General features: G+C 64.2%; 18 protein-coding genes. 8 read left to right on the top strand and 10 right to left on the bottom strand.

Features of this window, described 5'->3' with window-relative positions; genetic code table 11:
* Positions 1–146: 146 nt before the first annotated feature.
* Together BLS26_RS20405 and BLS26_RS20400 are read right to left on the bottom strand one after the other, a co-directional pair.
* On the bottom strand, positions 147–1,376 hold the full coding sequence (locus tag BLS26_RS20405) for an ABC transporter substrate-binding protein (RefSeq protein ID WP_092514075.1): 1,230 nt from the start codon (positions 1,374–1,376) through the stop codon (positions 147–149).
* A 104-nt stretch (positions 1,377–1,480) separates the two neighbouring features.
* Positions 1,481–2,407, bottom strand: coding sequence for a class I SAM-dependent methyltransferase (locus BLS26_RS20400; RefSeq protein WP_092514073.1), 927 nt, complete (start codon positions 2,405–2,407; stop codon positions 1,481–1,483).
* A gap of 163 nt (positions 2,408–2,570) precedes the next feature.
* Between BLS26_RS20400 and BLS26_RS20395 the strand changes: the two genes are divergently transcribed.
* The 4 genes from BLS26_RS20395 to BLS26_RS20380 all read left to right on the top strand — a co-directional run bounded on the left by BLS26_RS20395 (position 2,571) and on the right by BLS26_RS20380 (position 7,228).
* Entirely contained in the window at positions 2,571–3,620 is a 1,050-nt protein-coding gene (locus BLS26_RS20395; RefSeq protein ID WP_092514071.1) for a ligase-associated DNA damage response exonuclease, read from the top strand.
* Positions 3,617–5,482 carry a cisplatin damage response ATP-dependent DNA ligase gene (locus BLS26_RS20390; RefSeq protein WP_092514069.1) on the top strand — a complete coding sequence of 622 codons (1,866 nt, stop codon included), beginning with the start codon at positions 3,617–3,619 and terminating at the stop codon, positions 5,480–5,482. Before BLS26_RS20395 ends, BLS26_RS20390 begins: the two co-directional genes overlap by 4 nt.
* A 100-nt stretch (positions 5,483–5,582) precedes the next feature.
* Entirely contained in the window at positions 5,583–5,891 is a 309-nt protein-coding gene (locus BLS26_RS20385; protein WP_092514067.1) for a DUF6460 domain-containing protein, read from the top strand.
* Positions 5,892–5,971: 80 nt separating this feature from the next.
* The gene (locus tag BLS26_RS20380) at positions 5,972–7,228 is read left to right on the top strand and encodes an MATE family efflux transporter (protein ID WP_092518314.1); all 1,257 of its coding nucleotides are present in this window, start codon (positions 5,972–5,974) and stop codon (positions 7,226–7,228) included.
* Between the two features lie 10 nt (positions 7,229–7,238).
* Here the strand turns inward: BLS26_RS20380 and BLS26_RS20375 are convergent, their stop codons facing one another.
* The gene (locus tag BLS26_RS20375) at positions 7,239–8,336 is read right to left on the bottom strand and encodes a quinone-dependent dihydroorotate dehydrogenase (RefSeq protein WP_092514065.1); all 1,098 of its coding nucleotides are present in this window, start codon (positions 8,334–8,336) and stop codon (positions 7,239–7,241) included.
* A complete protein-coding gene (locus tag BLS26_RS20370) occupies positions 8,333–8,677 on the bottom strand; it encodes a DUF952 domain-containing protein (protein WP_092514063.1) in 345 nt (114 codons plus the stop codon). The genes BLS26_RS20375 and BLS26_RS20370 overlap by 4 nt, the downstream gene beginning before the upstream one ends.
* A gap of 172 nt (positions 8,678–8,849) precedes the next feature.
* Here BLS26_RS20370 and BLS26_RS20365 point away from each other — a divergent pair, with 172 nt between their 5' ends.
* Together BLS26_RS20365 and BLS26_RS20360 are read left to right on the top strand one after the other, a co-directional pair.
* The gene (locus BLS26_RS20365; protein ID WP_172804647.1) at positions 8,850–9,500 is read left to right on the top strand and encodes a helix-turn-helix transcriptional regulator; all 651 of its coding nucleotides are present in this window, start codon (positions 8,850–8,852) and stop codon (positions 9,498–9,500) included.
* Between the two features lie 8 nt (positions 9,501–9,508).
* A complete protein-coding gene (locus BLS26_RS20360; RefSeq protein ID WP_092514061.1) occupies positions 9,509–10,015 on the top strand; it encodes a mismatch-specific DNA-glycosylase in 507 nt (168 codons plus the stop codon).
* 134 nt (positions 10,016–10,149) lie between these two features.
* On the opposite strand, the gene BLS26_RS20355 is transcribed toward BLS26_RS20360, so the two are convergent.
* The 6 genes from BLS26_RS20355 to BLS26_RS20330 all read right to left on the bottom strand — a co-directional run bounded on the left by BLS26_RS20355 (position 10,150) and on the right by BLS26_RS20330 (position 15,549).
* The gene (locus BLS26_RS20355; protein WP_244541637.1) at positions 10,150–10,932 is read right to left on the bottom strand and encodes a class II aldolase/adducin family protein; all 783 of its coding nucleotides are present in this window, start codon (positions 10,930–10,932) and stop codon (positions 10,150–10,152) included.
* 314 nt (positions 10,933–11,246) lie between these two features.
* A complete protein-coding gene (locus BLS26_RS20350) occupies positions 11,247–12,869 on the bottom strand; it encodes a lysine--tRNA ligase (RefSeq protein ID WP_092514057.1) in 1,623 nt (540 codons plus the stop codon).
* Positions 12,870–12,934: 65 nt separating this feature from the next.
* Positions 12,935–13,855 (bottom strand): transporter substrate-binding domain-containing protein, encoded by a 921-nt coding sequence (locus BLS26_RS20345; protein WP_244541636.1) that lies wholly within the window; start codon positions 13,853–13,855, stop codon positions 12,935–12,937.
* A 91-nt stretch (positions 13,856–13,946) separates the two neighbouring features.
* The gene (locus BLS26_RS20340) at positions 13,947–14,537 is read right to left on the bottom strand and encodes an SCO family protein (RefSeq protein WP_092514055.1); all 591 of its coding nucleotides are present in this window, start codon (positions 14,535–14,537) and stop codon (positions 13,947–13,949) included.
* Between the two features lie 22 nt (positions 14,538–14,559).
* Positions 14,560–14,721 (bottom strand): hypothetical protein, encoded by a 162-nt coding sequence (locus BLS26_RS20335; protein WP_244541635.1) that lies wholly within the window; start codon positions 14,719–14,721, stop codon positions 14,560–14,562.
* A 342-nt stretch (positions 14,722–15,063) separates the two neighbouring features.
* Positions 15,064–15,549, bottom strand: coding sequence for a hypothetical protein (locus tag BLS26_RS20330; RefSeq protein ID WP_092514052.1), 486 nt, complete (start codon positions 15,547–15,549; stop codon positions 15,064–15,066).
* A 285-nt stretch (positions 15,550–15,834) separates the two neighbouring features.
* Here BLS26_RS20330 and BLS26_RS20325 point away from each other — a divergent pair, with 285 nt between their 5' ends.
* On the top strand, positions 15,835–17,493 hold the full coding sequence (locus BLS26_RS20325; RefSeq protein WP_092514050.1) for an FAD-binding dehydrogenase: 1,659 nt from the start codon (positions 15,835–15,837) through the stop codon (positions 17,491–17,493).
* Between the two features lie 181 nt (positions 17,494–17,674).
* Entirely contained in the window at positions 17,675–18,025 is a 351-nt protein-coding gene (locus BLS26_RS20320) for a RidA family protein (protein WP_092514048.1), read from the top strand.
* The last annotated feature ends 30 nt before the right edge of the window (positions 18,026–18,055 follow it).

Raw genomic sequence — 18,055 nt, 5'->3', positions numbered from 1 at the left:
GCGAGGGACCGAATCGCTTGTACGCCCCTCGTGTCCCGGACGCGGTGCAGCGTGCAAACGCTGCTCCGCAGAGCCGGGACCCATGGACCCCGGAACAGCAGCGCACCACTTCGTGCTGCGCTGCATCCGGGGAACGCCGCGGGACTTTACTCCGACACCGCCTTCTCCGAAATCTGCCATTCCTTGCCGTCGAAGATCGAGATGTGCAGCGTCTTCATCGGCGAGTAGTCGTCGGGCGTGTAGCTGAAATTGATGTCGTCGAGGAAGAACGGCGAGTGGAAGCCGGCCAGCGTCGTCGCCTGCTTCAGCACGTTGGCGCGGGTCAGGTCGTCGCCGCAGCGGCGCAGGATTTCGCCCATCGACACCGCCTGGCCATAGCCGGCATAGGCGATGGTGTTGTCGGGATCGACGGTCGGCAGATATTTGGCGCGCAACGCCTCGAACGCCATCACGTCCTTGTCTTTTTCCCATCGGCCGGGACCGGCCTCCTTGGAATAGCGGATGGCAACGATGTCCTTGGCGTTCTCGACGCCCGCGGCCTTGAGAATCGAAAGCCCGGTCGATCCCGCGGACAACAGTTGCAGCGGCTTCCAGCCGAGCTCGGCCACCTTGCGGATCGACTGCGACGTCGCCTTGCCCGTCGTGATGTTGTAGAAAACATCCGCGCCCGATTTCGAGAGGTTGATGAGCTGGCTGTCGACCGTTGGCTCGGTCAGGTCGTAGGTCTGCTCCATGATCACTTGCGCCGTGCCGCCGGCATCCGCCAGCACCTTCTTGAAGGGGCCAAGGAAGTCGCGGCCGAAATCGTCGTTCTGATAGAGGATGCCGATCTTGCCGTTCGGTCTGGTGGCAACGACGTGCTTGGCGAGAATGCGCGCTTCGGTCGGATACAGCGGCAGACCCGCCATGGTCCATTTGTTGTTCTTCGGATCGTTCCACTTCGACGCGCCGGTGTTGAGCAGCAGCTGCGGCACGCCCCGCGAATTGAGATATTTGTGCACGGCGGTCTGCGGCGCGGTGCCGAGCGAGCCGTACAGCGCCAGCACTTCGTCCTGCTCGACCAGCCGCCGCGTCGCCTCGACGCATTTCGGCGGGCTGTAGCCATCATCCATGGTGAGGAACGTGACCTTGCGGCCGTTGATGCCGCCCTTCTCGTTCAAACTCTGGAAATAGGCTTCGCCGATCCGCCCGAGCACGCCATAGATCGAGCCGGGGCCGGAATGCGGCACGGTCTGTCCGATCTTGATCTCGGTGTCGCTGGCGCCGGCATCGTATTTCTTCTCTGCGGCCGAGACGAACGGCGCGGGCAGGATGGATGCGGCGGCGGCGGCAACTACGGTGGCGCCAAACTCGCGCCGCGTCTGTTTCTTGTTCATTATTGTTTCTCCCTAGGTTACGCGCATGATGAACATTCCGAACGCATCGGCAATAGTGAATTTGCCGCAATGCCGCCATCGGGCGCCCCGCGTAGCGCCTAAACTCAAGTTTTCGCGGCGACGACGACCAGGCCCGGCACGGGAACGTTGTCTTCGTTGCGGGCGGAGCGATCCTCGAGCAGCGACAACGTGAGCCCGGCGGCCGCAACGGCCGCACGTACATATTCCGCCGCGTGGGCATAGCGCAGCCCCGCGCCGAGGATGACGCCCTCGCCGCCATGGGTCTCGGTGGTAAAGGCGAGCAGACCACCGGCGGCCAGCACCCGCGCGGCCTCGACCAGCACCGGCACAATATCGGCGACATAAACCATCGCATCCGCGGCCAGAATGAGATCGGCGCTGGCATCACTCCGGCCGCGCAGGCCCTGCAGCATGTCGGCGACATCGAGCTCCGCATAGAGGTCGGTAGCGCGTGACTTCTCGATCATGCGCGGCGACAGATCGATGCCCGCGAAGCGATCGACATTTCTGGCGAAGGCCGCGGCAGCCAACCCCGTGCCGCATCCAAGATCGATCGCGCGCTTGAAGAACGCGGGCTTCCTGGCAACCGCATGGACCCACAACACCGCCTTGAAAAGGATGGCCGGGCCGCGATAGCCGAGATCGTCGACCAGCGAGGATTCAAACCGCGGCGCATATTGATCGAACAGCGCCCGCACATAAGCCTCCGGCATGCCGGCCACCGGTGCTGCGCCGAGCCGCATCAGCCGCAGACCGGCGCCGTGGCGGTCATCGGCATTGCTGGCCTGCGCCGCGCGAAAGGCTTCGATGGCTGCGGCGCGTTCGCCGAGTTGTTGGCGGAGTTCGCCGAGCGTGAACCAGGCCGAGGTGAAATTCGGCGCCAGTTCGATCGCCTGCAAGAGCAGGTCGGCGGCGGCGGCGAGATCGCCCTTCAATTGCAGGTCGCGCGCAAATTCGAACCGGCGGTCGGCCATCAGATCGCCGGAGGAGAAAAACAGTCGCGCGGGCATTGGAACCACATTCGTCATCGCCGGGGCTTAGTCGCTTGTGCCAACGGCGTAAACCCGCCTGCATGCCCGGCCATCGATCCCGGATTTTTCCGGAAGACCTGGGCACAGGTCAAGCCCGCACTGGATGACTAAAAGTCTCAGCTAGAGGCCCTATATGCCGTACATGCGTCCACAAGACATCCTGCTGCCAGCTCCCGCCGGCCTGTGCTGCAAGCCGGGCGGCTTCCATATCGACCCGGTTCGCCCCGTCGAGCGCGCCGTCATTACCCACGGCCATTCCGACCACGCCCGATCGGGCCATGGCGCGGTGCTGGCGACGCAAGAGACGCTCGACATGATGCGGCTGCGCTATGGCGACAATTTCGCGCGCTCCACGCAGGCGATTGCTTACGGCGAGGAACTGCGGCTCGGCGACGTCACGATCAAATTTCACCCGGCCGGCCATGTGCTGGGCTCGGCACAAATCGCCGTGTCCTGCAAGGACACCTGCATCGTCGCGTCCGGCGACTACAAGGACGCGCCCGATCCGACCTGCACGCCGTTCGAGGTGGTACCGTGCGACGTCTTCATCACCGAAGCCACCTTTGGTTTGCCGGTGTTCCGCCATCGCAACGCGGCGGATGAGGTGAAGAAGCTGCTGGCGTCGGTGGCGCTGTTTCCGGAGCGTGCGCATCTGGTCGGCGCCTATTCGCTCGGCAAGGCGCAACGCGTGATCGCGCTGCTGCGTTTGGCCGGCTACGACGCGCCGATCTATCTGCATGGCGCGATGGAGGCGATCACGTCCTACTATCAGAGCCGGGGTGTCGCACTCGGTGAGTTGCGTCCGGTCAAGGGCATGAAGAAGGCCGATCTTGCCGGCACCATCACACTGGCGCCGCCATCGGCCACATCAGACATCTGGACCAGACGGTTTCCCGACCCGGTGACGGCGTTTGCCTCGGGCTGGATGCGGGTGCGGGCGCGCGCCCGGCAGCGCGGCGTCGAATTGCCGTTGGTGATTTCCGACCACGCCGACTGGGACGGGCTGACCGCGACCATCGCAGCCACCGGCGCCGGCGAGATCTGGGTCACGCATGGGCAGGAAGACGCGCTGGTGCATTGGTGCCAGACACGCGGCCTCGCGGCGCGGCCGCTTGCGCTGGTCGGCTATGGCGATGAGGATGAGCACGAAACGGCCGCGCCCGACGAGGCCGCCTGCGAGACCGACGCATGAATCGTTTCGCCGAACTGCTGGACCGCCTCGCCTACGAGCCCGGCCGCAACAACAAGCTGCGGCTGATCACGGGATATTTTCGCGAGACCGCCGATCCCGATCGCGGCTACGCGCTGGCGGCGCTGACCGGCGCACTGTCGTTCAAACACGCCAAGGCCGGGCTGATCCGTGACCTGATCACGGATCGCACCGATCCGGTGTTGTTCGGGCTGTCGTATGATTACGTCGGCGACCTCTCGGAGACGGTCGCGTTGATGTGGCCGAAGGCGGCGGTTGATCGCAGCGAGTCTTTGCTGGGCTACCCCTCTCCCCAACCCTCCCCCGCAAGGGGGGAGGGAGCCGAGCGGAATGCTGGGCTGTCAGCTCGATCCACATCCAAAGCCACGACCACAATTCTAACCGTTCCCTCCCCCCTTGCGGGGTCCGAGGCGAGCGAAGCTCGCTCTCGAGGCCAGGGAGGGGGGTACCGCGAGTCCGATGCTCATGATGGCCACGGCCCACGCCACAACAACCCGCCTCCCCCCACCCTCACCGAGGTCGTCACCACCCTGCGCACGCTCGGCAAGACCGAACTGCCGAAACAGCTCGCGCGCTGGCTCGATGAGCTCGACGAGACCGGCCGCTGGGCGCTGCTAAAACTCGTCACCGGCGCGATGCGGATCGGGGTTTCGGCGCGGCTGGCGAAAACCGCGGCGGCGGCGCTCGGGAACAAAGACCCGCACGAGGTCGAACTGATGTGGCCGGGACTGACCCCGCCCTATCTCGACCTCTTCGCCTGGCTGGAAGGCAAGGCCGACAAGCCGGTCAATCGCGATCCGACGCCGTTCCGTCCGGTGATGCTGGCGCATGCGATCGAGGATTCGGATTTCGCCAATCTCGATCCGGCGGACTTCATCGCCGAATGGAAATGGGACGGCATTCGCGTCCAGGCGGTCGCGGGCCGCGACGCGCGCGGCCACATGCAGGCGCGGCTCTATTCGCGAACCGGCGAGGACATCACCACGAGCTTTCCGGACCTGACGCCGTCGCTACATCTACCGGGCGCCATTGACGGCGAGCTGTTGGTGCTGCGCGACGGTCGTGTGCAGACGTTTAACGTGCTGCAGCAGCGCCTCAATCGCAAAATCGTTTCGCCCAAGCTGATGAAAGAGTATCCGATCCATCTGCGCGCTTACGACTTGCTGGCCGACGATGAATCCGATCTGCGCGAACTGCCGTTTGTCGAGCGTCGCGCCCGGCTGGAAGCGTTCATCAAAAAACTCGACGACCCGCGTATTGATCTCTCGCCGACGGTCGCGTTCGACAGTTGGGACGCGCTGACGGCGGCACGTGCCGATCCCGCCAGCGCCGGTGCGGACGAGGACGCCGAGGCCGTCGAGGGCGTGATGCTGAAGCGCCGCGACGCGCTCTATCTGCCGGGCCGTCCCAAGGGCCAGTGGTGGAAGTGGAAGCGCGACCCGCATCTGATCGACGCCGTGCTGATGTATGCGCAGCGCGGCCACGGCAAGCGCTCGTCCTATTATTCGGACTACACGTTTGGCGTCTGGACCGATGGCAACGAACTGGTGCCGGTCGGCAAGGCCTATTTCGGCTTCACCGACGAGGAACTGCTGCAGATCGACCGTTTCGTCCGCCGCAACACCACCGAAAAATTCGGCCCGGTCCGCCATGTCGTGCACGAGCCGGACCAGGGCCTGGTGCTGGAAGTGGCTTTTGAGGGGCTCGCCCGCTCGCCACGGCACAAATCCGGGGTCGCGATGCGGTTTCCGCGTATCAACCGGCTGCGCTGGGACAAACCGCCACGTGAGGCCGACCGGCTGGAGACGCTGGAGCGGATGTTAAAGAATGTGACAACAAATTAAGGTGCAAGCGGCGCATGGCTGCCATTGACGCCCATATGCGGGTTCCCCATGTGCCCTGCCGTGACCTATACTGTGCGGCATAAGACCGCTGGAGAGATCGATGCCCAACGACGTGAGAGATTTGCCGGCCAGCAGCAATGACGGCCTCTATCGATTTCTCGGCGGCTCGCCGCTGTCGGTGGCGTTCCGGCTGATCCTGCTGTCGGTGCTGGTCGGCGTGGTGCTTTCGGTGATCGGGTTCGATCCCTGGAATATCCTGCACAGCATCCAGACCCTGTTCCGGCGAATCTGGGATCTCGGCTTCGACGCCGTCAACTGGCTGTGGCGTTACTTCCTGCTCGGCGCCGTGATCGTGATTCCGGTCTGGCTGCTGTCCCGGATGTTCGGCTCCCCGCGCGGACGACAATAGGCTGAGCCAGCGACGCTGCAGTGTCGCCTCCCCCATCGAAAGTAACGACGGCGCAGGTGTTCGCCATCGCCGGTCCGGCGATGGTCGCCAACCTGACCACGCCGCTGATCGGCATCGTCTCGACCACGGCGATCGGGCGGCTCGGCGACGCCACGCTGCTCGGCGGCGTGGCGATGGCGTCGGTATTGTTCGACTGCATGTTCTGGCTGTTTGCGTTCTTGCGCATGAGCACGGTCGCCTTCACGGCGCAGTCGCTGGGCGCTGGAGAGATAAGCGAGTTGCGCGCGATCCTGGTGCGCGGCTTCATCGTCGCAGCATTGATCGGCACGGGCCTCATCGTGCTGCAAATCCCGCTGGCCACCGTATTGCTCGGCGCGATGGGCGGCAGCGAGGGCGTTACCCGCGCCGCCAAAACCTATTTCACGATCCGGATCTGGTCGGCGCCGCTGGCGCTCGGCAATTATGTCGTGCTCGGCTGGCTGATCGGACAGGCTCGCGCCAGACTGGCGCTCGGTACCCAGATCACCATCAACGTCATCAACATGGCGGCGACGATGCTGCTGGTGCTGGTGTTCGACTTCGGCATCGCAGGGGCCGCGATCGCAGCCTTAATCGCGGAGGCGGCAGGGCTGCTGCTCGGCGTCATGATCGCGCGGTGCCTGCAGGGGCAACTGGCGGTACCGCGCGCGACGCTGTTCGACCGCGCCAAGCTGATGCGCATGCTCGCGGTCAACCGCGACATCATGATCCGTACCGCGTCGCTGATCACGGCGTTTCTGTTCTTTACCGCGCAGGGCGCCCGCGCCGGCGACATGACGCTGGCCGCCAATGCCGTGCTGAACAATTTTCTCCTGATCAGCGCGTTCTTCCTCGACGGCCTCGCCAACGCCGCCGAACAGCTTTGCGGCCGCGCCTATGGCGCCCGTGATCGAAGCGCTTTCGCCGGCGCGGTACGTCTGGTGCTGATCTGGGGCTTTGCCTTTGCCGTTGCGGTGGCCGCTGCCTTCGCGCTGTTCGGAACCTCGTTCATCGACGTGATGAGCGCCAACACCGAAGTCCGGCGCATCGCCCGCGACTATCTGCCGTTCGTGGTGCTTGCACCCCTGCTCGGCGTGTTCGCCTTTGCCTATGACGGCGTCTATATCGGCGCCACCTGGGCGCGCGATATGCGTAACCTGATGGTGCTGTCGCTGCTGGTCTTCCTCACCGCCTGGTTCGCGCTACGATCGTTCGGCAATGCCGGACTGTGGGGCGCGCTGCTGGCGCACTACGCCGCCCGCGGCGGGCTGGAGGCGCTGAGGTATCCAGTGTTGTTGCGGAAGTCGTTTGGGACGTGATCGTAGCCCGCTACTTCACCGGCCAGTCTTCGGCCGTGATCGTCGCCGCATCGGCACCGACGATTTCGGAGAGCGAATCTCGGCCCGTACGCAGCAATGTCGAAGCCAGATCGCTCTTGATGTCCTCGACCAGGCCGAGACCCTTGTAGACCAGCGACGAATACAACTGGATCAGGCTGGCGCCGGCGCGAATTTTTGTCAGCGCCGCGCCGCCACTATCGATGCCGCCGACGCCGATCAGCGGAAACGCACCTTCGGCCCGCACATAGGTCTCCGCCACCATGCGGGTCGACAATCGAAACAGCGGCCGTCCCGACAGGCCGCCCTGCTCCTTGGCGCGGTTGGTCTCGCGCAGGCTGGAAGGCCGCGCCAACGTGGTGTTGGCAACGATCATGCCATCGACCCGGCGCGAACGGGCGATGTGAACGACGTCGTCGAGTTCGTTCAAACTGAGATCCGGCGCGATCTTCAGCAGCACCGGCGAATCGCCGGCGTTCTTGCGCACCCGCTCGCGGGCATCGATCACCTTGGCGAGGAGATCGTCGAGCGCCGCCGATTGCTGCAGGTTGCGCAGCCCTGGCGTGTTGGGCGAGGAGACGTTGACGGTGAAATAGCTCGCGACCGGTGCAAAGGTCTCGATCAGCTTGACGTAATCGGCAACACGATCCGGCGAATCCTTGTTCGCCCCGACATTGACGCCGACGATGCCGCCCAGATGCGCGCGCGCGGCGAGCCGACGCAGCGCTACTTCCGCGCCGTCATTGTTAAAGCCCATGCGGTTGATCACCGCTTCATCGCGCTCCAAGCGAAACAGCCGCGGCCGTGGATTGCCGGCTTGCGGCTTCGGCGTCACGGTGCCGATCTCGACGAAACCAAATCCCAGCCGCAGCAGCGCATCGGGCGCCTCCGCGCTCTTGTCGAAACCCGCGGCCATGCCGATCGGGTTCGGAAAATTCAGCCCGAACGCCCGCACCGCCAGTTTCGGATCGTCGGTGCGCGGCTTGGTCGGCGGCAGCAGCCGCAGGCCGTGGATCGCCATGCGGTGCGCGTCTTCCGGATCGAACCAGCGCAGCAGCGGCAGCGAGAAGGCGTCGAAGGCGCGGATCACGGCTTCAACTCCGGAATGTCGTGATTGCCGTCGGACTGTGCCCGCATGTCGAGGATCGCGGTAACCGCGCCGATGTCGAGTTCGCCATAGAGATGCGGGAACAGCTCGTCGTTGCGCGAGCGCTCCCAGCGCAAGGCGTCGCCGAGCGCGTCGGCATCGACCGCGATCAGAAACAGGCCGGTCTGCCCGAAATAATGCTTCCGCGCCGTTTCCGCGACCTGGGCGGCGGTGGAGAAGTGAATGAAGCCATCGCGCAGGTCGTCCGCACTACCCCGGTAGACGCCCTGCCGTTCGGCCTCGCGCCAGGCCGAGGCGGGACTGATTTTGTAGATCGTGGGCACGGCGTTGCGGATTCCCTGCTTGTTGTTGTTACTCTTGGGATTTTCCCGGAAATGCCCCGGGGCAGGCGCAGACCGTAATGGCGGCAGGCCGCTAACTCAAGCGCCGCCGAGACGGGATTTGCGCAGAGCCGCCGAATGAGGCAATAATTCCTAGATCGGTTGGGGGTTTTCAATGGCCAAGCAGAAATCAAACCGCATTCTCACCCACGCCCAGGTCTGGACCGCCCTCGACCGGCTGGCCGAGCGCGCCGGCATGTCGGCCTCGGGGCTCGCCAAGCGCAGCGGCCTCGACGCCACCACCTTCAATAAATCCAAACGCGTCACCGGCGACGGCCGCGACCGCTGGCCGTCGACCGAATCGGTTTCCAAGGCGCTCGCCGCCACCAATTCGTCGATCGAAACCTTCGTGCAGCTGATCGGCGACGGCGCGCGCGGCGCGCAATCAGTGCCACTGCTGGGACTGGCGCAAGCCGGCAACGGCGGCCATTTCGACGACTCAGGCTTTCCCGCCGGCAAGGGCTGGGACGAGGTAGCGCTGCCGTCGTCCGGCGACGAGCACGCCTATGCGCTGGAGATTTCGGGTGATTCGATGAAGCCCGTCTATCGCGACGGCGACATCGTCATCGTCTCGCCCGGCACCGCGATCCGGCGCGGCGACCGTGTGGTGTTGAAGACGTCAGGTGGCGAGGTGATGGTCAAGGAATTGAAGCGCCGCACCGCGAAACAGCTGGAATTGCAGTCGCTCAATCCAGTTCATGCCGACCGCACGCTGGATGCCGATGACGTCGCCTGGATCGCGCGGATCGTGTGGGCGAGCCAGTAGTTGTCACGATGACGGACGTCCTGCACGACCTGCTGCGGGAACAGCTTCTGGTCGTGTTATGCGGAACCGCCGCGGGGACGACGTCAGCGGCAGCCCGGGCCTACTATGCACACAAGCAAAACAAGTTCTGGAAGATTTTGCATGCGACCGGACTGACCCCGGAGCAGTTGCAACCGAACCAGTACCGCGACCTGCTGCAACACCGCATCGGCCTGACCGACCTGGTGAAGGCTGGTGCAGGGATGGACCGCGCAGTACTGCCAAAATTGACGGCAGAGGATCGCAGTCGCCTGCGCGAATCGATCATGACGTTTCGTCCAAAATTCCTGGCGTTCACCAGCAAGACAGCGGGACAGAAATTCTTCGGCAGCAAACGCGATTACGGCGAGCAGGCCGAGCGGATCGGCGAGACGCGAATCTGGATTTTGCCGTCGACGTCAGGCGCTGCGAACGGAAGCTGGCGGCCGGAAGTCTGGCACCGGTTTGCGGATGAGGTGAAAAGAGACTTTCGATGACAAGAAGCCGGTGTCGTCCCTGCGAACGCAGGGACCCATAGCCACCGGCCGCCCTTATCGTGATCAGGTGTCGACACCGTTTAATCGCAACGGCACGGCGTATGGGCCCCTGCGTTCGCAGGGGCGACGACGGATTACGTCGCGTAGTCCGGCTCTTTCCGGTCCAGCATCCGCTTCAGCGCATCGAAGTGCCGCTGCGCCGGGGTCGGGCCCTGGTAGAGATGATCGTCGCTATAGTCGCGCTGGGTCTTTGCGACCACGGGCGCCGGAAGCTGCTTCAACCGCTGCCCGGTCCACATCGCGTAGATCTGCACCTGGGCAGCGCGCTCGACATAATAGAGCATGTCATAGGCGTCGGCGACGGTGGACCCGACCGTCGAGATACCGTGGTTGGCCATGAACAGCACTCGCTTGTCGCCGATCACGCCGGCGAGCCGCGCGCCTTCGGCCGGATCGAGCGCCGGCCCGGTATATTCTTCGTCATAGGCAATGGCGCCGGAAAGTCCGACCTCGGTCTGGCCGATCTCCTTGATGCGCGGGTCCTCGAGCCGCGTCAGCGCGCTCGCATAGGGCATGTGGGTGTGAAACACCGCTTTGGCCTGCGGCAGCGCCTTGTGGATCGGCGCGTGGATGCAATAGCAGGAGCGCTCGACCTCACCCTCGCCGCGCTTGACCTCGCCGTCGTCGATGCCGACTTCCATGAAGCAGGAAGCGGTGACTTCCGACCAGTGCGTGCCGAACGGAATCTGGTAGTAGCGGTCGGTGCGGCCGGGCACCGTGAAGGTCAGGTGGTTGAAGATGCCTTCGGAAAAACCCTGGTTGAAGGCCAGGCGATGCGCGGCGGCGAGATCGACCCGCGCCTGCCACTCCTCGGCGCTGGAGTTATCGAGCGCCTTCGGCGAAACCCTGTCGTGCATAGGCATCCTCCTGCTGAGCTAGCGATGTGGCCGGCCCCTCTGCGGAAGAGGACTGCGAGCCCGCAGTGTAGCGCAATTCAGGCCGGCCACGGCTGAAATTGGCGGGGGCCTGCTATCTCGATTTGCGGCTCTCCGTCGCAGCGGGCAATGATCTTTCCTTCTCCCCTTGTGGGAGAAGGTGCCGGAGCGAAGCGGAGGCGGATGAGGGGTCTCTATCCGCGGAGACAGACCCCTCATCCGGCTCGCTGACGCTTCGCGCCAGCGATCCACCTTCTCCCACAAGGGGAGAAGGAAGAAGGGGACAGCGGAGAGGTCTACGCGCTCCGCGCCAGTGCGCCGTCGATCATCGCGACTGCGTTTGGCACGCCATAGACCGCAACGAACGAGCCGAAGCGCGGGCCTTTTTCCTGACCGAGCAGCACCTGGTAGAGCATGTTGAACCAGTCGAGCGAAACGCCGGGACGGCCGTCCTTGCCCTTCTTGACGGGATCGAGGAACGGCTCGCGGCGGCCGATCTCGTAGACCACGTTCTGGATGTCCTCGGCCGATGCGCCGGCCGGCATGTTGGAAAGCGCATCGCGCAGATCCTGCAGCGCGGCACGCTCGCCGTCGGTCGGTTCGCGGAACTGCTTGGTCGGCGCCACGAAGTCGCGGTAGTAGTTGATGGCGTAGCCGACCATCGCATCGAGCTTCGGGTGGGTCTGCGGCGTGACGCCCGGACGATAGCGGCCGATGAAACCCCACAACGTCTCGGCGTTTTCCGCATTCGACGACGACACCAACGTCAGCAACAGCTGGAACGTGACCGGCATGTCGGCCTGCGGCGGCTCGCCGGAATGGATGTGCCAGACCGGATTGGCGAGCTGCTGCCTGGCGTCCTGCCGCGTATAGCCGTCGAGGAACTGCTGGTAGTCGTCGACGTTGCGCGGGATCACGTCGAAATACAGCCGCTTCGCCGCCTTCGGCTCGCGGTACATGAACAGCGACAGCGATTCCGGCGACGCATAGCGCAGCCATTCGTCGATGGTCAGGCCGTTGCCCTTCGACTTGGAAATCTTCTGGCCCTTGTCGTCGAGAAACAGTTCGTAATTAAAACCCTCGGGCGGCGTGCCGCCGAGCGCCGCGCAGATCTTGCCGGACAGCTTCACCGAATCGATCAGGTCCTTGCCGGCCATTTCGTAGTCGACGCCGAGCGCGAACCAGCGCATCGCCCAATCCGGCTTCCACTGCAACTTGCAATGCCCGCCGGTCACGGGAACGGTGACGCTCTGCTTCGTATCCGGATCTTCATAGGAGATGGTGCCGGTCTTGGCGTCATGCGCCGTTACCGGCACATACAGCACCATGCCGGTGCGCGGGCAGATCGGCAGGAACGGCGAATAGCTCGCGGCGCGTTCCTCGCGCAACGACGGCAGCATGATCTTCATCACGGCATCGAGCCGCTCCAGCATGCGCAGCAGCGCGGCGTCGAACCGGCCCGAGGTGTAATACTCGGTCGAGCTGGCGAATTCGTAGTCGAAGCCGAAGGTGTCGAGGAAGGCGCGCAGCCGCGCATTGTTGTGCGCGCCAAAGCTGTCATGGGTGCCGAACGGATCCGGCACCTTGGTCAGCGGCATGCCGATATGCTTCTCCAGCAACTCCTTGTTCGGCACGTTGTCCGGCACCTTGCGCAGGCCGTCCATGTCGTCGGAAAACGCCAGCAGGCGCGTCTTGATCTTGTCCTCGGTCAGCACGCGAAAGGCATGGCGCACCATGGTGGTGCGCGCGACCTCGCCGAAGGTGCCGATATGCGGCAGCCCCGACGGACCGTAGCCGGTCTCGAACAGCACCTCGTCCTTCGGGCTCTTCTTCAGCCGCGCCACGATCGCTTTCGCCTGCTCGAACGGCCAGGCGTTGGATTGTTCGGCGAGCGCGCGCAAATCATTCGGGCTGTGCATCAGTGGTCTCCGGGGCCGCGGAAACTAGCGCTTCCGCGTCAAAATGCAAAATGACGGCGAAGCCGTCAGAACGGGCTGATGGAAAAATAGCGCAGCCACAGATCGGTGAAGCGGCCCTTTTCCCAGATCCGGAACAGCGCCCAGTTCAGCGACTGCCGCAGCAAATCGTTGCCCTTGCGAACGCCGATGCCGATGCCCTCGCCGAAATAGCGGCTCTCGACGAACGGGCCGCCGGAGAACGCGCAGCACTCAGCCGAATCGGTGCCGTTGATCCAGAACGCCAGCGCGATCGCGTCGCCGAAGATGAAGTCGACCTCGCTCCGCCGCAGCGCCAGCCGCAGCGCGTCGTCATTGGCGTAGGACTTGATTTCGGCGTCGGTGAACATCGCCTTCAGATAGGCCTCGTGCGAGGTGCCGGCGATCACGCCGATCTTCTTGCCTTCGAGATATTCGGGCCGGATTTCCGGCATCACGGCGTCGCGGCGCGACACGAAGCGGGCCGGCGCGCGGTAATAGGGATCGGTGAAATCGAGCCGGGCGCGCAATTGCGGCGTCACCGCCAATGAGGCGATGATGGCGTCGCCGCGGTTCGAGGTGATGGCATCCACCAGCGTCTCGAACCGGCGCATCTGGATGGTGCAGGTGACCTTGATCTCGTCGCACAGCGAGCGCGCCAGATCGACATTGAAGCCGGCCGGGTTGCCGTCGGGGCCGGTAAAGTTGAACGGCGGATAGTCGGTCTCGGTCAGGAACCGGATCACGGTAAGGCGCGACAGGTCCGGCCGATCCGGGCGCCGCCGCGGGTCCCAGAACCCGGGCACCGCCTGCGGGGCCGCCTCGACCGCCGGCCGCGCCGGGGTTTGGGCCTGCGCCGGTCCGAAGCTCAGCAGCACTGCCAGCCCAGCCACGGTCGCCCATCCGGCCCAAGCGGCGCGGACGGTACGGGACAGGCTAACGTGGGACAACAGCGCGGTCAGATGGGGCATGGCCGGGAATTATCAGGGATTTGACGGCCTTATAGACCATCCGGCCCCCGATGCGAGGGCCGTTTTGCGGCGTTTACCGGTCGGATGCGGATTAAAGATACCGCTTCAGGTCGCTAGCTGCTTCCTCGGGCGTCCGTTTCAGGTTGAACGGCGAGACGAAATGGCCGTCGCGATCCATCAGGTAAATCAGCGCGGTATGGTCCATGGTGTAGTCGCCGTCCTTGAGCGGGACTTTCTTGGAATAGACCCGGTAGGCCGAAAGCACCTTGGCCACCGCCTCCGGATCGCCGGTCAGGCCCTGCAGATGCGGATCGAAACTGGAGAGGTAGTCCTTCATGGCGGCCGTGGTGTCGCGCTCCGGATCGACCGAGACAAAATAGGCATTCACGCGGTCGGCGTCCTTGCCCATCGCCTTCAGCACCTCGGAAATCTCGAACAGCGAGGTCGGGCAGACGTCCGGGCAATGGGTGAAGCCGAAGAAAACCAGCGTCGGCTTGCCCTTGAGGCTGGTGTCGGTCACGACCTGGCCGGCCTGGTTGGTCAGTTGAAAGGGGCCGCCGATCGCGGCCGGAGCGGTCACGCTGCGCAAGCCGCCCAGCGCCCACAGCATGATCACGAGCCCGACCACGAGGCTGCCGGCAAAGGCCGCAAAAATCACCAGCGGGCGGGTGGTCCGGTCCATGATGGAATTCCCTTTTGCCGGATCAGAAGCAGGCCGAGATGCCGGCGGCGATCATCTCAAAAAACACCGTGGTGCCGTAGTGGAACCACAGCGACAGCGCACCGAGCAGGGCCACCGCGCCGAGGCCGGCGGCGGCCCAAACGATGACGGAAGCCACCCTGCCCTGCGGCCGGGTTGTCGCCATCACGCCCTGCTGGGTGGATATCGGCTGAACCATAACAGGGAGATAGGGCCCATTTTCCGGGCAGGCAAGCACAATGGCCGCGGCGCCGATCACGTCATGCGGAGGGAATCGGCACTTCCGGGCGCTCTGGAGGGGCCAGACACAAAATCGCGAAAACAACCCCATGCAAAGTAGAACGGGACATGAAAAAAGGCCGGGCGTCGCGGATCACGTCATACGGAGAGCCTCTCTCCTCGTCATGCCCGGGCTTGACCCGGGCATCCACGTCTTAAGGGTTCGTGGCTGCAAAGACGTGGATGGCCGGGTCAAGCCCGGCCATGACGACTGATTGAATAGCCGAAATCAGCGCGAGGAAGCAGCGGCCGGCTTGGGCGCGGGCATCGCGGCCTGGGCGTCGAGGTAGCAGGGTTTATAGAGCGCCTGCAATTGCTTGCCCTTCAGGAAGATCATGCGCGGGGTCAGGCCGCCGCGCGCCGAGATCCACCGCTTCACCGCCTGCGGATACATCGAATACAGCATCTGTGTCGCTTCGGTATTGGTCACCGCGCGGCCGTTGGCGCCGAAATCCCAGGCGGCATGGAAACCGAGATTGGCGTGCGAGGTCACGCAGATCTTGTCGGGCGAAATCGCGCCGAGAACGATGGTGCAGGCCGAGGCGCACAGGCCGTCGATGATCACCGTCTCGCCCGAAGTACGCAGGCCCTGATACTTGTCGACATAGGTTCCGATCCGTCCGCCGCGATCGTCGGCAATCCGAACCACCGCATGGCTCGCCCCAACCCCTGCCAGCAGCAGCACCGCTGCGAGCAACCCCGTCAACAGCTTCATGTCCCAGCCCCAGTCGAAAATGTCGAAACCGAATCTGACTGTCTTGGTGATGCAAGACTGACGACAAGGTCTTTCGAGATCGTGATTTTGTCTAGGAGGCGGAGGCCGTTCAAAAGCAATTCAAATCAAGTGTTGCTGGCGCGCTGCACCCGGTGCCCAAAAAAATCCCAAACTGAAACAGGTTGCGGCTCCGCCGGTGGCCGCACGGCCACAGGCAAGCGCCATTTGCCGTTGACCGCGCCCGATGGCGCAGTCTTGAATCAAACGTAAACGGGGGAGGACGCGATGGCTGAGGACACAGACGTAATCGTGGTCGGCGGCGGGCTGGCGGGGCTGGTCGCCGCGACCGAAATCGCCGATGCCGGTAAACGCGTCATTTTGCTGGACCAGGAAGGCGAGCAAAACCTCGGCGGCCAGGCGTTCTGGTCGTTTGGCGGGTTGTTCCTGGTCGACAGCCCCGAACAGCGCCGGCTGGGTATCAAAGACTCCCACGATCTGGCGCTTCAGGACTGGATGGGCACCGCCGGCTTCGACCGCGAGGAAGACCTGTGGCCAAGGAAATGGGCCGAAGCCTATGTGGCCTTTGCCGCCGGCGAAAAGCGCGACTGGCTGCGCGCGATGGGCCATCGCATCTTCCCGGTCGTCGGCTGGGCCGAACGCGGCGGCTATGACGCCATGGGCCACGGCAACTCGGTGCCGCGTTTTCATGTCACCTGGGGCACCGGTCCCGGGATCGTCGAGCCGTTCGAACGCCGCGCGCGCGAGGCCAACAAGAGCGGCCGGCTCATTTTCAAGTTCCGTCACCGCGTCGATGCGCTGATCGTGACCAATGGCACGGTCGAAGGCGTCAGCGGCGCGATCCTAGAACCCGATGCCATCGAGCGCGGCAAGAGTTCTTCGCGCAAGGTGGTCGGCGATTTCACGCTTCGTGCACAAGCGGTCATCGTCGCCTCCGGCGGCATCGGCGGCAATCACGACCTGGTCCGGCAGAACTGGCCGAAGCGCCTCGGCACGCCGCCGAAGTTCATGATCTCGGGCGTGCCCGAACATGTCGACGGCCGCATGATCGGGATCACCGAGGCCGCCGGCGCGCGACTGATCAACCGCGACCGGATGTGGCACTATGTCGAGGGCATCCGAAACTGGAACCCGATCTGGCCGCGCCACGGCATCCGCATCCTGCCCGGCCCGTCCTCGATGTGGTTCGACGCCACGGGCAAGCGTCTGCCCGCGCCGCTATTCCCCGGCTCCGATACGCTCGGCCAGCTCGACTACATCATGTCAACCGGCCACGATTATTCCTGGTTCATCCTGACCCAGAGCATCATCAAGAAGGAATTCGCGCTCGCCGGCTCCGAACAGAATCCGGACCTCACGGGAAAAAGCTGGCGCATGACCATCAAGCGCGCCACCAACAAGGGCGCACCGGCGCCGGTCGAGGCGTTCAAGCAGCACGGCGCCGACTTCATCGTGCGCGACAACCTCGCCGATCTCGTCAGCGCCATGAACGCGCTGTCCGGCGACAACCTCTTGCAGCACGATCACATCAAGGCGCAGATCGACGCCCGCGACCGCGAGATGGACAACGCCTTCGTCAAGGACGCGCAGGTGATGAACATCCACAATGCGCGTCGTTACATCGGCGACAAACTGATCCGCACCGCCAAACCGCACAAAATTCTCGATCCCGAACACGGCCCGCTGATCGCGGTCAAACTCAACATCCTGACCCGCAAGACGCTGGGCGGCTTCGAGACCGATCTCGACTCCCGCGTGTTCGGCAATCACGGCCAGATCATCAAGGGGCTTTACGCCGCGGGCGAAGCCGCCGGCTTCGGTGGCGGCGGCGTGCACGGCTATCGCTCGCTGGAAGGCACCTTCCTCGGCGGCTGCCTGTTCTCCGGAAGAAATGCCGGCAGAGCAGCGGCGAAGGCGGCGTCTTAATAGATTTCGTCATGGCCGGGCTTGTCCCGGCCATCCACGTCTTTCTTGCTTACAAGCAAGTCGTGGATGCCCGGATCAAGCCCGGGCATGACAGCTATCTTACGACTGTCGGTGCAATAACGCAGTGGCGCGGGCCGCATCGGCGCGCTAAGTAACCGGCCTCACAGATCAGGAGAGCAGTATGACCATCCAGCGTTTCGAAGTCGGACCTCGCATGAGCCAGGTCGTGGTTCACGGCAACACCGTCTATCTCGCGGGTGTCGTCGCCGGCAAGGCGGCCGGGAAAAGCGTGACCGAGCAAACGCAGGATATTCTCGGCATCATCGACGGCCATCTCGCCAAGGCCGGCACCGACAAGACCAAGCTGCTGTCGGCGACGATCTACATCACCGACATGAAGACCTTTCCCGAGATGAACGCGGCGTGGGACGGCTGGGTTTCCGCCGGCAACACGCCCGCCCGCGCTACGGTCGAAGCCAAGCTGGCGGCGCCGCAGTACAATGTCGAGATCATGGTGATCGCGGCGAAGTAATTTCCACCGTCATTGTCTGCAACAAACGCG

This window comes from Afipia sp. GAS231 (assembly GCF_900103365.1).
GTDB lineage: Bacteria > Pseudomonadota > Alphaproteobacteria > Rhizobiales > Xanthobacteraceae > Bradyrhizobium.
The sequence above is the reverse complement of the archived record's forward strand: the minus strand, read 5'-3'. Positions and strand labels throughout refer to the sequence as shown.

Coding starts and splice junctions, on each gene's coding strand:
- BLS26_RS20395 (WP_092514071.1), top strand. CDS start 2,571: ATGCGTCCACAAGACATCCTGCTGCCAGCTCCCGCCGGCCTGTGCTGC.
- BLS26_RS20390 (WP_092514069.1), top strand. CDS start 3,617: ATGAATCGTTTCGCCGAACTGCTGGACCGCCTCGCCTACGAGCCCGGC.
- BLS26_RS20400 (WP_092514073.1), bottom strand. CDS start 2,407: ATGCCCGCGCGACTGTTTTTCTCCTCCGGCGATCTGATGGCCGACCGC.
- BLS26_RS20385 (WP_092514067.1), top strand. CDS start 5,583: ATGCCCAACGACGTGAGAGATTTGCCGGCCAGCAGCAATGACGGCCTC.
- BLS26_RS20355 (WP_244541637.1), bottom strand. CDS start 10,932: ATGCACGACAGGGTTTCGCCGAAGGCGCTCGATAACTCCAGCGCCGAG.
- BLS26_RS20335 (WP_244541635.1), bottom strand. CDS start 14,721: ATGGCGACAACCCGGCCGCAGGGCAGGGTGGCTTCCGTCATCGTTTGG.
- BLS26_RS20325 (WP_092514050.1), top strand. CDS start 15,835: ATGGCTGAGGACACAGACGTAATCGTGGTCGGCGGCGGGCTGGCGGGG.
- BLS26_RS20380 (WP_092518314.1), top strand. CDS start 5,972: ATGGTCGCCAACCTGACCACGCCGCTGATCGGCATCGTCTCGACCACG.
- BLS26_RS20345 (WP_244541636.1), bottom strand. CDS start 13,855: ATGCCCCATCTGACCGCGCTGTTGTCCCACGTTAGCCTGTCCCGTACC.
- BLS26_RS20350 (WP_092514057.1), bottom strand. CDS start 12,869: ATGCACAGCCCGAATGATTTGCGCGCGCTCGCCGAACAATCCAACGCC.
- BLS26_RS20405 (WP_092514075.1), bottom strand. CDS start 1,376: ATGAACAAGAAACAGACGCGGCGCGAGTTTGGCGCCACCGTAGTTGCC.
- BLS26_RS20320 (WP_092514048.1), top strand. CDS start 17,675: ATGACCATCCAGCGTTTCGAAGTCGGACCTCGCATGAGCCAGGTCGTG.
- BLS26_RS20330 (WP_092514052.1), bottom strand. CDS start 15,549: ATGAAGCTGTTGACGGGGTTGCTCGCAGCGGTGCTGCTGCTGGCAGGG.
- BLS26_RS20365 (WP_172804647.1), top strand. CDS start 8,850: ATGGCCAAGCAGAAATCAAACCGCATTCTCACCCACGCCCAGGTCTGG.
- BLS26_RS20340 (WP_092514055.1), bottom strand. CDS start 14,537: ATGGACCGGACCACCCGCCCGCTGGTGATTTTTGCGGCCTTTGCCGGC.
- BLS26_RS20360 (WP_092514061.1), top strand. CDS start 9,509: ATGACGGACGTCCTGCACGACCTGCTGCGGGAACAGCTTCTGGTCGTG.